The sequence below is a fragment of the Microlunatus endophyticus genome, from assembly GCF_014646195.1.
GTDB lineage: Bacteria > Actinomycetota > Actinomycetes > Propionibacteriales > Propionibacteriaceae > Microlunatus > Microlunatus endophyticus.
This window is the reverse complement of sequence record NZ_BMMZ01000011.1, coordinates 40,696-53,180: the sequence shown is the minus strand read 5'-3', so window position 1 is coordinate 53,180 and position 12,485 is coordinate 40,696. Positions and strand designations below refer to the sequence as shown.

Sequence of the window (12,485 nt, the reverse complement as noted above, 5' to 3'; positions counted from 1 at the left end):
CGGGCGATCGACTATCGGGATCACCAACGCGAGTGCACGGCCTCGCGGAAGTACAGGTCGTAGAGCTGGCGGACACCGCGCTCGAAGAGCGGGCCGAGCTCGGGCACATCGGCGACCGACGCATTGGCTCGTGCCTGGGACACATCCCGGGCGCCGGGGATCACCGTGGTCACGCCGGGCTGCTGGATGATCCAGGCCAGTGCCGCCTTGGCAGGCGTGAGCTCCAACTCGTCGAACGGGGGCTCGGCGGCGAACTCCGCGACCTCCTCGGTGAATTCCTGGGCCGCGGCAACGCCCACCGCATAGTCCACGCCGGAGAAGGTCTCACCGACGTCGAACGCCTCCCCGTGCCGGTTGTAACTGCGATGATCGGTCGGGGCGAAAGTGGTCGAGGTCGTGTAGCGGCCGGACAGCAACCCACTGGCCAGCGGCACCCGGGCGATGATGCCGACCCCGGCAGCCTCGGCTGCGGGCAGAACCGCGTCCAGCGGCTTCTGACGGAAGAGGTTGAGGATGATCTGGACACTGGCCACATGAGGCCGGGCGATCGCGGCCAGGGCCTCGGCCGCGGTCTCGACGCTGACGCCGTAGTTCTTGATCACCTGCTCGTCGACCAGTCGATCAAGCGCGTCGAAGACCCGGTCGTCGGAGTAGACCGGCGCCGGCGGGCAGTGCAGCTGCACCAGGTCGATGACGTCGACCCCCAGGTTCGTACGCGACCGGTCCAGCCAGCTGCGGAAATTCTGCAGTGTGTAATTCTCGGGCACCTGGTCGACCCGCCGGCCGATCTTGGTCGCCACCAGCAACTCGCCACCGGGGTTGGATCCCAGGAACTTGCCGATGATCGTCTCGCTACGCCCGTCGCCGTACACATCGGCGGTGTCGAAGAACGTCACGCCTGCCTCGACGGAGGCTTCCAGCAGGGCCAGGCCGTCGCTCTCGCTGACGTCACCCCAGTCGGTGCCCAATTGCCAGGTGCCGAGTCCGACCACCGACACCGGCCGGCCGGTACGCCCGAGAATGCGTTGCTGCACGAGTGTTTCTCCGATCAGTAGGTGATCAGTACGAGATCAGTAGCTGGTCGCGCCGGCACCGCGGAGATCGGTCAGCTGGGTCGGCGTCATGGCCGAGATCCGCCCGACCATCATCGCCCTGCCGGTCTCGCTGAGCAGCGCGTCGTGGATCGGGAATCCCCGGCCGGCGCCGACCGCGCGGGCGAAGTCGATGCCCTCCTTCAGCGCACCCCACGGCCCGAAGGACGGGTAGGCGAGGATGTCAACACCCTGCGGTGCGTACTCGTAGGAGTCACCCGGGTGAAACAGCGTCGGTTCGCCCTCGGCACTGAGCAGGAAGCCGACGTTTCCCACCCTCGGGATGTCCCGGTGGATGATCGCATGCTGTCCCCCGGCGGCGGTGATCGTCACCGATCCGATGGCGATCTTGTCGTCCGGCGCCAGCACCCGGGCACCCGGCAGCTCCGGGACCCGGCCGACGCCGGCGACCTCCGTACCGGCCAGGTCCAGGATCGACGGCTCGACGACGAGCGCCGCCCCCGGATTGGCCTTGATCAACGCCGGCACCTGCTCCGGGTCGAGATGATCAGCGTGCTGATGGGTCACCAGGATGGCGTCAAGATCAACAAGATCCTGCCAACCGGCCTCCATGTTGCCCGGATCGATCAGGATCCGTGCGTCGCCGGTCTCGACCAGCACGGCAGCGTGTCCCAGATGCGTGATGTTCACAACGGCAGACTAACCAGCGCCCGGTACGCACTGGTCAGGGGCCCTTCGACAGGCTCAAGATCGGGGACGTCAGGCGAGCAGCGACCCGAGGACCTTGCCCGCCGTCCGGCAGTCCCCCTCGTCGACGTCCAGGTGCGCCACGGCCCGCAGCGTCCGCGGCCCGAGCTGGGAGACGCGGATCCCCTGTTCAGCGGCTGATTCTGCGACGGCACCGGCATCGTGGTCCCCGGTGTCGAAGACCACGATGTTGGTCTGCACGTCGTCGGGCGTGATCGCCGCCGGAGCCAGTGCTGCCAGCTCATCGGCGAATGCCCTGGCCGCGACATGATCATCGGCGAGCCGGGCGAGCTGGTTGTCCAACGCGTACAGCGCGGCAGCCGCCAGCACACCGGCCTGCCGCCATCCGGCGCCCATCCGCTTGCGGACGATCCGGGCCCGGGCGATGTTGTCAGCCGAGGACACCAGCACCGATCCGATCGGCGCCCCGAGACCCTTGGAGAAGCAGACGCTGATGGTGTCGTACAAAGCACCGTAGGACTCCAGCGGCACTCCGGTGGCGATGTGGGCGTTCCACAACCGGGCGCCGTCGAGATGGCGCTTGATCCCGTACTGCTGGCACAGCTCGGAGATCTCGACGAGATTCTGATAGGGCTGGATCTTGCCGCCGGCGTAGTTGAGGGTGTTCTCGATCGCGACCGCGGCAGTGCTGACGTGGTACGGCCCGCCGCCGACCGAGATCAGCTCCGCGATCCGGTCGGCATCGGCCAGCCCGCTCGGGGATGAGAAGGTCCGGGTCGTCACCTGTCCGACCGCCGCGTGCGCGCCCATCTCGGCTCGGACGATGTGGGCCTGGACGTCGCAGAGCACCTCGGTCCCCGGCTCGACCAGCATCCGCACGCCCAGCTGGTTGGACAGCGACCCGGTCGCGCAGAACAGCGCTGCCTCGTGGCCGAAGAGCTCCGCGGCCCGGGACTCCAACTCATGGACCGTCGGGTCCTCGTCGTAGACGTCGTCGCCGACCGGCGCCGTCGTCATCGCCTCCAGCATGCCCGGCGTCGGCCGGGTCAGGGTGTCACTGCGAAGATCAATAGCAGGCACGGGCACTCCGATCGATCGCCGGGAATCCGACGGTGAGGACGAGGGCATGTTGATCATGGTCCGCGCCGACCTCGATCACGCCAACAGGATAGTGCCCGGGCCCGGACGGCCCTTAGGCAGGGACAGTGGTCATCCGGCGGCGGACATGCTCCAGAGCCGCGTCCAGCGCGGTCTCCAGCGGCGTGACGTCGCGCTCCAGCTGGGTCAGCAACAGGCCGCCCTGCAGCGAGGTGAGCAACACCACGGCCAACTGCTCGGGGTCGGCGTCGGCCGCCAGAACGCCGCGCTCGGCCATCGCCAGCAGACCCGAGCGCAATCCGGCCGACCAGCGCCGGAAGCTGAGGGCGAGCTGCAGCCGGGCGGCATCGTCGGTCTCGGCCAGCTGCCCGCTCAATGAGGCGATCGGACAGCCGCCGCGGCAGTTGAGCTCCTTCTGGTGATTGACCGCGTAGTCCCGCCAGTCCCGCAGTCCCTCCCAGGTGTCCAACCGGGAGAAGATCGGTTGCTGCGGTTCGAGCACGGCATCGGTCTGGTGGTCGATGACGGCCCGGATCAGCTCCGACTTGTCGGAGAAGTAGTGGTAGATCTGGCTGTTGCTGACCCCGGCTGCGATCCGGACGTCCTCGATCGTCGTCTGGGCCACACTGTTCTCGAACATCAGATCCGCCGCCACGGCCACGATGTGCGCCCGGGTGCGCTGACCCTTCGGCGTCAGTCCGGCCGGGTCCGAGGTCCGTGATCTGGTCATGCGCCCACTCTACGTGTTTTGGCATTGCTATTCCATTTTTGTTCGATGATTCTGGCCTGGTCATGCCATTCCGTGAAAGGACCAGAATCTCCATGAGCATCCAGCACAAGACCGCTCTGATCACCGGCGGGAACAGCGGCATCGGTCGTGCGACTGCCGTTGCCCTGGCCGCCCAGGGCCTCCAGGTGGTCATCTCCGGACGCGACGCCGGACGCGGCGAACAGACCGTCGCCGCGATCCACGAATCCGGCGGCAGGGCCGAGTTCATCTCCGCCGACCTGGGCGACGAGGCATCGGCCCGGCAGCTGGCCAGGCAGGCCACTGCCCTGGCTGACGGGACCGTCGACATCCTGGTCAACAACGCCGGCATCTTCCCGTTCGGTCCGACCGAGGCAGCTACCGAGGCCGACTTCGATTCGGTGTTCGCCGTCAACGTCAAGGCGCCGTTCTTCCTGGTCGCCGAACTCGCACCGTTGATGGCCGCACAGGGCTCGGGCTCGATCATCAACGTCACCACGATGGTGGCCGAATTCGGTGCGGCCAACATGGCGCTCTACGGCGCGAGCAAGGCGGCACTGCGGTTGCTGACCAAGTCCTGGGCGGCCGAGTTCGGGCCGGCGGGCGTACGCGTCAACGCCGTCAGCCCGGGGCCGACGCGGACCGAGGGCACCGCGGTGATGGGCGATGCACTCGACCAGTTGGCGGCCATGGCGCCGGCCGGTCGGCCCGGTACTCCGGAGGAGATCGCCTCCGCGATCAGCTACCTGGCCTCCGATGCCGCGAGCTTCACCCACGGCACGGTGATCCACGTGGACGGTGGCCGGGTCGCCGCCTGAGACTCGATGCCGGCCAGGAGCGTCAGCCGGCGTGGCCCGTCAGCGGGACCCTCAGGCCCACAACGCCGGGGCGGTGGTCGCCACAGCGGCGTCCGCTCCCCGGCTGTTGCGGGACTGCACCAGCCGCTCGGCGACCTGGAAGGCCAGCTCCAACGACTGGTTACGGTTCAGCCGCGGGTCGCACAGCGTCTCGTACCGGCTGGACAGGTCGGCCTCGACCAGCTCCTGGGCGCCACCGACACATTCGGTGACGTCGTCACCGGTCAGCTCGATGTGCACGCCGCCCGGCCAGGTGCCGAGCTCGTCGTGCACGTCGAAGAAGCCGTTGACCTCGTCGATGACGTCGGAGAACGCCCGGGTCTTGTAGCCGTTGGCACTCTCGAAGGTGTTGCCGTGCATCGGATCGCAGACCCAGGCCACCTGGCGACCGCTCGCGGTCACTTTCTCCACGACGTCCGGCAGCAGGTCGCGGATCTTGCCCGCGCCCATCCGGGTGATGAAGGTGATCCGGCCGGGCTCGCCGTCGGGATCGATCCGGTCCGCGAGCTCCAGTGCGGTATCGGCCGAGGTGGTCGGACCGAGCTTGACGCCGATCGGGTTACGGACGTGCCGCATCAACTCCACGTGAGCACCGTCCAGCTGCCGGGTCCGCTCGCCGATCCAGACGAAGTGCCCGGAGGTGTTGTACGGCCGGTGGGTGCGGGAGTCGATCCGGGTCATTGCGTGCTCGTACTCCAGGCTCAGCCCCTCGTGGCTGGAGTAGAAGTCAACGGTCCGGGTCTGCTCGCTGACGATGCCACAAGCCTCGATGAAGGCCAGCGCCCGCTCGATCTCGGCGGTCAGCTGCTCGTAGCGGACCCCGGCCGGGCTGTTGCGGACGAAATCGGAATTCCACGAATGCATGGTCCGCATGTCGGCGAACCCGCCCTTGACGAAGGCGCGGACCAGATTGAGCGTGGCCGACGAGGCGTTGTAGACGCCGAGCAGCCGCTGCGGGTCGTGCTTGCGGGCCTCCTCGGTGAAGTCGAAGCCGTTGACCGCATCACCCCGGTAGGCCGGCAGCGTCACGCCGTCGCGGGTTTCGGAATCGCTGCTGCGGGGCTTGGTGTACTGGCCGGCCATCCGGCCGACCTTGACCACCGGCACCTGCGCAGCGTAGGTCAGCACCAAGGACATCGACAGCAGAGTGCGCAGCTTGTTCTGGATGTTGGCCGCGGTCACGCCGGCGAACGTCTCGGCGCAATCGCCACCCTGCAACAGGAACGCCTTGCCCGCCGCTACCCCGGCCAGCTTCGTCCGTAGCTCGTCGCACTCGCCGGCGAAGACCAGCGGCGGCAGCCGGCGGAGCTGGCGTACGACATCGGTCGCCTCGCCAGGGTCGGCATAGGTGGGCTGCTGGAGCGGGTTCAGCGCGTGCAGATCCTTCAGGGTGGGCAGACTCGGCAGCTCGGGCACGGGCCAAGCCTAATCGCGGTCCGGCTGCTGGGCCGCATCCGTACGACCCTGATCTGCCGGGGCGTCCTCGCGTGCGGAGGTCGCGTAGCTGTCGACATAGGTCTGCCCGGACAGCTCCATGATCGCGTACATGATCTCGTCGGTCACTGAGCGCAGGATGAACCGGTCGCTCGACAGTCCGCGGTAACGGGTGAAGTCCAGTGGTTTGCCGAATCTGACCGTCGGGCTGGCCACCCGGGCGAGCACCCGTCCGGGTGGTGCGATCCGATCGGTCCCGATCACCGCGCACGGGATCACCGGGACGCCACCGTCGAGCTTCTGGGCGGCCTCCAGGGCCAGCCGTGCGACGCCGGTCCGGCCCTTGTAGAGCCGGCCGTCGTGGCTGCGGGTGCCCTCGGGGAAGATGCCGAACAGTTCGCCCCGCTCGAGCACCTTGAGACCTGCGGCCAGCGCGGATTCACTGGCCCGGCCGCCGCTGCGGTCGACGGGCACCTGGCCGGTGCCGCGGAAGAACTTCCGCTGGGCCCAGCCACGGATCCCGGAACCGGTGAAGTAGTCCGACTTCGCCACGAACGTGACCCGGCGGTCCAGCACCAGTGGCAGGAACAACCAGTCGGCGTAGGACAGGTGGTTACAGGCCAGGATCGCCGGCCCGTGCTCCGGCACGTGCGCCACGCCCTCGGCCATCGGCCGGAAGACCCGGTCGACCGGCGGGCCGACGACGATATTGCGGAGCATCCAGTAGAGCATCGCCCCGGGCGTGGACTCCTCGTCCTCGGGCCCGCGCAGCTTGTCCGGAACGCTGATCGAATCGACCCGGTCGCGAACGACGTCGCGCACCTCACTGACCTGCGGCAGGTCGCGTACCCTCCGGGGCAGCCGGTCACGAAAGGCCATCAGGCCGCCTCGGCCTCCGTGCCGGGGACCGACGGCGCCGGCCGGCCGTAGCCGGGTCGCGGCAGCACCGGCGCGGTGACCTGATCGATCGGCACCCCACGCCGCAGCTCCGCCTTGACCGCCGAGACATAGCTGTCGACGTACGTCTGGCCCGACAGCTCCATGATCGCGTTCATCACCTCGTCGGTGATCCAGCGCAGGGTGTCGCGGTCGTTGCCGGCGCCGCGATAGCGGGAGAAGTCCAACGGCTTGCCGATCCGGATCCCCGGCCGGACCAGTCGCGGGATCCCCAGCCGGCCCCTGGAGAAGTGGGTGTCGAAGACCGCGACCGGAACGATCGGAGCGCCGGTCTGCAGCGCCAACCGGGCCGCACCGGTCCGACCCTTGTAGAGCCGCCCATCGGGTGACCGGCCGCCTTCGGGAAACATGATCACCACGCTGCCGTCGCCGAGCACCTTTGCGAAGGCAGCCATGTCGTCGGCGCTGGCCTTGCCGCCGGACCGGTCCAACGGGAGCATCTTGATCGCGTTCAGGAACCAGCGGAAGATCCAGCCCTTGAAGCCGCTCATGGTGAACAGCTCGATCTTCGGGGTGAACACCAGCCGGCGTTTCAGGATCGCCGGCAGCAGCACGGTCTCGCCCTCCGACAGATGGTTGGAGACCATGATCGCCGCCCCGGTGCCGGGGAGGTTGTCCTCGCCCTGGACCCAGGGCCGCCACCACGCCGAGAACAACGGCTGGGCGACCAGGGTCTTCAACAACCAGTAGAGCAAGTCCCCTCCTGGGGCCAGGTGATCGGGCCGGGTGATCGCGCCGGGCGATCCGGAGCGGAACGGTCGCCTAACACTAGTGTGCCGCAGCCGTAACGCCGCAAGACGGAGTGACCGGTGGGCTCGGGCGGCGACTTGGGGTGGGCGGACACTACGCTGCCGCCATGAGGCTGTTGCCGCACCGGCGCGCGGAGATACCGACGACCGAGGTCCGGCCCGGTGCGGAGGCGTACGTCGGCGGGGACGGTGAGACCGGCGTGCTGCTCTGCCACGGCTTCACCGGCTCGCCTGCCTCCTTGCGACCCTGGGCCGAGCACCTGGTCCGAGGGGGCTTCCGGGTCAGCGTGCCCCGGCTGCCCGGGCACGGCACCAGCTGGCAGGAGCTCAACCAGACCGGCTGGCCGGACTGGTATGCGACCGTCGAGCGAGCCCTCGGCGAGTTGACCGCGCAGTGCCGCACCGTCGCTGTGGGCGGTCTGTCGATGGGCGGCGCCCTCGCGCTGCGGTTGGCCGAACTGCACGACGACCGGATCGCCGGGCTGGTGCTGGTCAACCCGGCGCTGCATCTGACCGACGCCCGGCTGGCGGTGCTGCCGGTGCTGAAGCACTTGACGCCGTCGGTGGCCGGGATCACCAACGACATCGCCCGACCGTTCAGCGACGAGATCGGCTATGACCGTACGCCGTTGAAGGCGCTGGCCTCGATGCTGGAGCTGTGGGAGATCACCATCGCCCGGCTGCAGCGGGTCCGCCAGCCGATCCTGCTCTTCCGCTCGGTCCACGATCACGTCGTCGACCCGGCTTCGGCACGGATCCTGCACGAACGGGCGCAGGCGCCGATCACCGAACGGCTGCTGCAGCAGAGCTTCCATGTCGCGACGCTGGACTACGACGCCGAGGAGATCTTCACCGGGTCCGCGGAATTCATCCGTGCGCTCCCCGGCACCGTTGGCTAGTCTGAGGATCCGATCCGGTCGTCCCGATCGGCCGCCCACGTCGTACGGAGGAATCCATGGCTGCGAAGAAGCCGCAGAAGAAGTCGGCCGCGCAGGATTCGGGGGACGTGAAGTCGAGGATGCTGGCCGCGCTGGAGGCCAAGAACAGCCGTGCCAAGGATGTACCCCACGACAATCCTGCGGCGAAGTTGAAGGCCAACGGCCCCGAGGTCGTCGGCGGCGCCCCCAAGATGCACCGCCGCAAGTCGGGTTAGGCCGGACCGGGCCCAGGTCTCGCTCAATCGCCCCAGCGCTTGGCGGCCACCTGACGGAGCGGGCCGGGATCCTTGCGGGGACGCTCCCGCCGGACGCGGCGGCGGCGCGGCCAGAAGCCGCCGATCACGGTGCCCGGAGGCTCGATCAGGGAGTGCCGCGCGAGATCGGCCGCGCCCACCAGACCGGCGTCGTTGCGGAAGTGGGCCAGCTCGATACGCGCCTGCGGCCGGAAGCCACGGCCGGTGAGGGTCCGCTCGAACGCCTCCCGGGTGGGCGTCAGCAACAGGTCGCCGGCCGCGCTGACTCCGCCGCCGACGACCACCAGCTCCGGATCCAGGGCGGCGGCCAGGTTGGCGATCCCGACGCCGAGGGAACGGCCGATGTCGGCGAGCAGCTCCCGGGCCAGCGGCTCACCGGCGACCGCCGCCTCGGTGATCGCCGGACCGGTGATCGAGTCCGGACCACCGACCGACTCGACCAGGCCCTGGACGACCGGCGAGCCGGAGGCGATCAGGGCCTTGGCGTCGCGGACCAGAGCGTTGCCGCTGGCGTACTGCTCCCAGCAGCCACGGTTGCCGCACTCGCACAGGTGTCCGCCGGGAACGGTGATCATGTGGCCCCATTCCCCGGCCATCCCGTAGCTGCCCCGGAAGAGTTGGCCGTTGAGGACCAGGCCGCCGCCGATCCCGGTACCGAGGGTGATGCAGACCATCACCGATGCCCCGGCTCCGGCACCGAACCGGTATTCGGCCCAGGCGGCGGCATTGGCGTCATTGTCGACGATCAGCGGCAGGTCGATGCGTTGCTCGAGTTTGGCCTTCAACGGCTCCTGGCGCCAGGCCAGATGCGGTGAGAAGCGGACCACCGACTGATTGGTGTCCACCCAGCCGGCCGCACCGATCCCGACGGTCTCGACCAGGTGCCGGCTGCGCAGGTCCCCGACCACGGCGGTGATCGTGTCCTCGACCGCCAGCGGGCTGTGCGAGGGAGTCGCGGCCAGCACCCGTTCGACGATCCGGCCGGCGCCATCGACGACCCCGGCGGCCACCTTGGTACCGCCGATGTCGACACCGATGCTGTACGGCGCCGGTTGCGCCCCCAGCCTGGCGCCACGGGAAGTGGGCCGGGCCGAGGTCCGTGCCGATGCCCTGGCAGCCGCTCTGGGCACCCTGGGTCGTACGGCCCGGACGTCGGCGTCGGTACGGTCCGTGGCCCGCGCCACTACCGGTCACCCACCCGGGCGACCTGCGTTCTGAGTCCCTTGAGTGCGGTATCGATGATCGTCTTCTCCGCGGTTCGTTTGAGGAGTCCGGGCAGTGGCATCTTCACATCGACGCTCAGCGTGTAGGTGACCCTGCTCCCCGACCCCGCCGGCTCCACCGCGTACGACCCATCCATGGCGGTGAGCGTACGGCCTGTGATCAGTTTCCAGCTGACCTCGTGCTCAGCCCAGTCATAGCCGACCGTGTAGTCGTCGGAGAGCAGCCGGTGCTGCAACACCATCCGTACGGTGGCGGGACGGCCTTGCGCGTCGGTCTCGAGCACCTCGACCGTGGTGAGCGAATCCACCCACTCCGGATAGTGGTCGAGATCGGCGATCACGGACATGACGCGATCTGGACTCGCCGGGATCTCGATCCGGGACGATGTTTGAGCCATCTGTTGCTGTCCGCTTCCTGCCGCTGCACATTGCTCGACCTACCCCATCATCATGCCGCACGGGCCGGGTGAGCCCCCGGAGCGCCTCGCGGCACAGCCAGTAAGCTCCGGTGGGCTTGTTGGCAGAGCGGGAGCGTACGGAGTTCATGACTGTTTCGAACGGATCGTCGGGCGAATCGGTGCTGGCGATCGACATCGGCGGTACCAAGATCGCGATCGCGGTGGTGTCCTCCGACGGCACCATCACCCACCAGCGCAGGGTGCCGACGCTGCACCGCGCGGACGGCGACGCCACCTTCGCCCCGCTGGGCGCGGGACTCGCCGAGACGATCGCCGAAGCAGGTCTGGAGGGCACCCAACTGCGGGTCGGGATCGGGTCGGCCGGCCCGATCGACTCCCCTGGCGGCTGGATCTCGCCGGTCAACATCGGCGCCTGGCGCGAGTATCCGATCGTCGCCAAGGTGGCCGAGGCCGTCCGCACCGTCAGCGGCGTCCAGCCGCTCGTCGGACTGGCCCAGGACGGGCACTGCATGGCGCTGGGTGAGCACTGGCTCGGTGCCGGCAAGGACCTGCACTCGATGGTCGGCATGGTGCTGTCCACCGGCGTCGGCGCCGGAGCGGTGATCAATGACCGGCTCTTCGGCGGCCTGACCGGCAACGCCGTCCTGCTCGGCCACATCAGCGTCAACGCCTGGGGCGACGAATGTGTCTGTGGCGGTCACGGCTGCGTCGAGATGTACGCCCGCGGCCCCGCGATGGTCGAGGCCGCCCAGGCCAAGGGCTGGACCGGCGGTGACGACGCCGAGGCGCTGACCTCCGACGCCCGGGCCGGCAACGAGATCGCGATCGCAGTGATCGACGACGGGATGCGGGCCCTGGCAGCCGGGATCGCCGCCACCGCGACCCTGCTGGACGTCACCCATTTCGTGCTCGGCGGCGGCGTCTCCAAAGCCGGCGCGGTGATCTTCGAGCCGCTGCGCAAGCACATCGCCGACTACGCGACGATGTCCTACGTCGCCGACCTCGAGGTGCGGCCGGCCGAGTTGGAGAACGCCGGCCTGCTCGGTGCCGCCGCACTGGCGCTGTCCGTCGATTCCTGAGCTTGTCGAAGGATCAGTAGACCGTGTAGCCGCCGTCCAGGACGAGCACCGACCCGGTCATGAACGCCGACGCGTCGGAGGCCATGTAGACGATCGTCGGGCCCAGCTCCTCCGGGCTGGCGGCACGCTCCATGGGTGCGTCGTCGATCCAGCGCGGCTTGAACCGCGGGTCGTCCACCGGCGCCATCTCGGTCCGTACGTATCCGGGCGCCAGCGCGTTCACCCGGACGCCGTGCGGCGCCCACTCGGCTGCCAGCGATCTGGTCAACTGATGCACCGCAGCCTTGGAGGCGTTGTAGCCGGGCTGCCACTGTGGCCGGTTGACGATCAGTGCCGAGATCGAGCCGATGTTGATGATCGTGCCGCGACCGCGTTCGACCATCCGGGCGCCGAACGCCCGGGCGCAGTTCCAGACTCCGTCGACGTTGATGTCCATCACCGACCGCCACTCCTCGGCGGTGACCTCGAGGGCAGGCCGGTGCACGCAGGTGCCGGCGTTGTTGACCAGCACATCCACCGGGCCGAGTGCCTCGGTGATCGTCGCCAGCGCCGCCTCGACCTGCTCCGGCCGGGTCACGTCACAGGTCACGGACAGACCGCGGACGCCGAGCTGCTCGATCTCGGTGACCAGATCGTCGGCCGACGCCGGCGTCCGGACCAGCACCGCGACATCGCTTCCCGCCTCGGCAAGCGCCAACGCCAAGGCCCGCCCGATCCCCCGCGCACCCCCGGTGACCACCGAGATCCTGCCCGCCAACGAGAAGCTGTCCAGTACGCCCATCGCTCGTCTTCCTCTCACCCGCTGATGCTGTGCTGATCGCCTGCCCCTGCGAGCCTTGCGATCCCGCGCTCAGCCTAAGGGCGTACGCCACCACCGCCGACGGGACCGTCGCAGACAGTTCTGCAACCGAAGAACGAGATAATCACCATAATCCCAGGATGTCCCAGTATGCTCATCGGAATTGATCC

General features: G+C 68.8%; 14 protein-coding genes. 4 read left to right on the top strand and 10 right to left on the bottom strand.

The genetic code is table 11. The annotated features are described in order from the left end of the window. Nucleotides 1–20: 20 nt before the first annotated feature. The 4 genes from IEY07_RS18690 to IEY07_RS18675 form a co-directional block, all read right to left on the bottom strand. Complete coding sequence (locus IEY07_RS18690) at nt 21–1,034, bottom strand: aldo/keto reductase (protein WP_188896925.1); 1,014 nt, start codon at nt 1,032–1,034, stop codon at nt 21–23. 36 nt (nt 1,035–1,070) lie between these two features. Next, complete coding sequence (locus IEY07_RS18685; protein WP_188896924.1) at nt 1,071–1,742, bottom strand: MBL fold metallo-hydrolase; 672 nt, start codon at nt 1,740–1,742, stop codon at nt 1,071–1,073. A gap of 69 nt (nt 1,743–1,811) precedes the next feature. Continuing rightward, a complete protein-coding gene (locus tag IEY07_RS18680; protein WP_229670320.1) occupies nt 1,812–2,840 on the bottom strand; it encodes a threonine aldolase family protein in 1,029 nt (342 codons plus the stop codon). Between the two features lie 112 nt (nt 2,841–2,952). Further along, entirely contained in the window at nt 2,953–3,588 is a 636-nt protein-coding gene (locus tag IEY07_RS18675; protein ID WP_188896922.1) for a TetR/AcrR family transcriptional regulator, read from the bottom strand. Nucleotides 3,589–3,680: 92 nt separating this feature from the next. Between IEY07_RS18675 and IEY07_RS18670 the strand changes: the two genes are divergently transcribed. Next, nucleotides 3,681–4,424 (top strand): SDR family NAD(P)-dependent oxidoreductase, encoded by a 744-nt coding sequence (locus IEY07_RS18670; protein WP_188896921.1) that lies wholly within the window; start codon nt 3,681–3,683, stop codon nt 4,422–4,424. A gap of 51 nt (nt 4,425–4,475) precedes the next feature. Here the strand turns inward: IEY07_RS18670 and IEY07_RS18665 are convergent, their stop codons facing one another. The 3 genes from IEY07_RS18665 to IEY07_RS18655 are packed head-to-tail and all read right to left on the bottom strand — an operon-like array spanning nt 4,476 to nt 7,549. Beyond that, the gene (locus IEY07_RS18665; protein ID WP_188896920.1) at nt 4,476–5,879 is read right to left on the bottom strand and encodes a class II 3-deoxy-7-phosphoheptulonate synthase; all 1,404 of its coding nucleotides are present in this window, start codon (nt 5,877–5,879) and stop codon (nt 4,476–4,478) included. A 9-nt stretch (nt 5,880–5,888) separates the two neighbouring features. Continuing rightward, nucleotides 5,889–6,776 (bottom strand): lysophospholipid acyltransferase family protein, encoded by an 888-nt coding sequence (locus IEY07_RS18660; protein ID WP_373288888.1) that lies wholly within the window; start codon nt 6,774–6,776, stop codon nt 5,889–5,891. After that, on the bottom strand, nt 6,776–7,549 hold the full coding sequence (locus IEY07_RS18655) for a lysophospholipid acyltransferase family protein (RefSeq protein ID WP_188896919.1): 774 nt from the start codon (nt 7,547–7,549) through the stop codon (nt 6,776–6,778). Before IEY07_RS18655 ends, IEY07_RS18660 begins: the two co-directional genes overlap by 1 nt. A gap of 161 nt (nt 7,550–7,710) precedes the next feature. Between IEY07_RS18655 and IEY07_RS18650 the strand changes: the two genes are divergently transcribed. Both IEY07_RS18650 and IEY07_RS18645 read left to right on the top strand, forming a co-directional pair. Next, nucleotides 7,711–8,502: an alpha/beta hydrolase gene (locus IEY07_RS18650; RefSeq protein WP_188896918.1), complete on the top strand. Its 792-nt coding sequence runs from the start codon at nt 7,711–7,713 to the stop codon at nt 8,500–8,502. Nucleotides 8,503–8,558: 56 nt separating this feature from the next. Continuing rightward, entirely contained in the window at nt 8,559–8,756 is a 198-nt protein-coding gene (locus tag IEY07_RS18645; protein ID WP_188896917.1) for a DUF5302 family protein, read from the top strand. A gap of 23 nt (nt 8,757–8,779) precedes the next feature. Here IEY07_RS18645 and IEY07_RS18640 read toward each other — a convergent pair whose 3' ends face one another. Beyond that, entirely contained in the window at nt 8,780–9,859 is a 1,080-nt protein-coding gene (locus IEY07_RS18640) for an ROK family glucokinase (protein ID WP_188897020.1), read from the bottom strand. A 119-nt stretch (nt 9,860–9,978) separates the two neighbouring features. After that, nucleotides 9,979–10,416: an SRPBCC family protein gene (locus IEY07_RS18635; protein WP_188896916.1), complete on the bottom strand. Its 438-nt coding sequence runs from the start codon at nt 10,414–10,416 to the stop codon at nt 9,979–9,981. A 146-nt stretch (nt 10,417–10,562) separates the two neighbouring features. Here IEY07_RS18635 and IEY07_RS18630 point away from each other — a divergent pair, with 146 nt between their 5' ends. Continuing rightward, entirely contained in the window at nt 10,563–11,516 is a 954-nt protein-coding gene (locus IEY07_RS18630) for an ROK family protein (RefSeq protein WP_188896915.1), read from the top strand. Between the two features lie 13 nt (nt 11,517–11,529). Here IEY07_RS18630 and IEY07_RS18625 read toward each other — a convergent pair whose 3' ends face one another. Next, complete coding sequence (locus IEY07_RS18625; RefSeq protein ID WP_229670316.1) at nt 11,530–12,315, bottom strand: SDR family oxidoreductase; 786 nt, start codon at nt 12,313–12,315, stop codon at nt 11,530–11,532. Between the last annotated feature and the right edge of the window lie 170 nt (nt 12,316–12,485).

Bases quoted from the DNA above. Each gene is read 5' to 3' on its own strand.
- IEY07_RS18650 (WP_188896918.1), top strand. From the start codon at position 7,711: ATGAGGCTGTTGCCGCACCGGCGCGCGGAGATACCGACGACCGAGGTC.
- IEY07_RS18660 (WP_373288888.1), bottom strand. From the start codon at position 6,776: ATGGCCTTTCGTGACCGGCTGCCCCGGAGGGTACGCGACCTGCCGCAG.
- IEY07_RS18670 (WP_188896921.1), top strand. From the start codon at position 3,681: ATGAGCATCCAGCACAAGACCGCTCTGATCACCGGCGGGAACAGCGGC.
- IEY07_RS18645 (WP_188896917.1), top strand. From the start codon at position 8,559: ATGGCTGCGAAGAAGCCGCAGAAGAAGTCGGCCGCGCAGGATTCGGGG.
- IEY07_RS18635 (WP_188896916.1), bottom strand. From the start codon at position 10,416: ATGGCTCAAACATCGTCCCGGATCGAGATCCCGGCGAGTCCAGATCGC.
- IEY07_RS18675 (WP_188896922.1), bottom strand. From the start codon at position 3,588: ATGACCAGATCACGGACCTCGGACCCGGCCGGACTGACGCCGAAGGGT.
- IEY07_RS18630 (WP_188896915.1), top strand. From the start codon at position 10,563: ATGACTGTTTCGAACGGATCGTCGGGCGAATCGGTGCTGGCGATCGAC.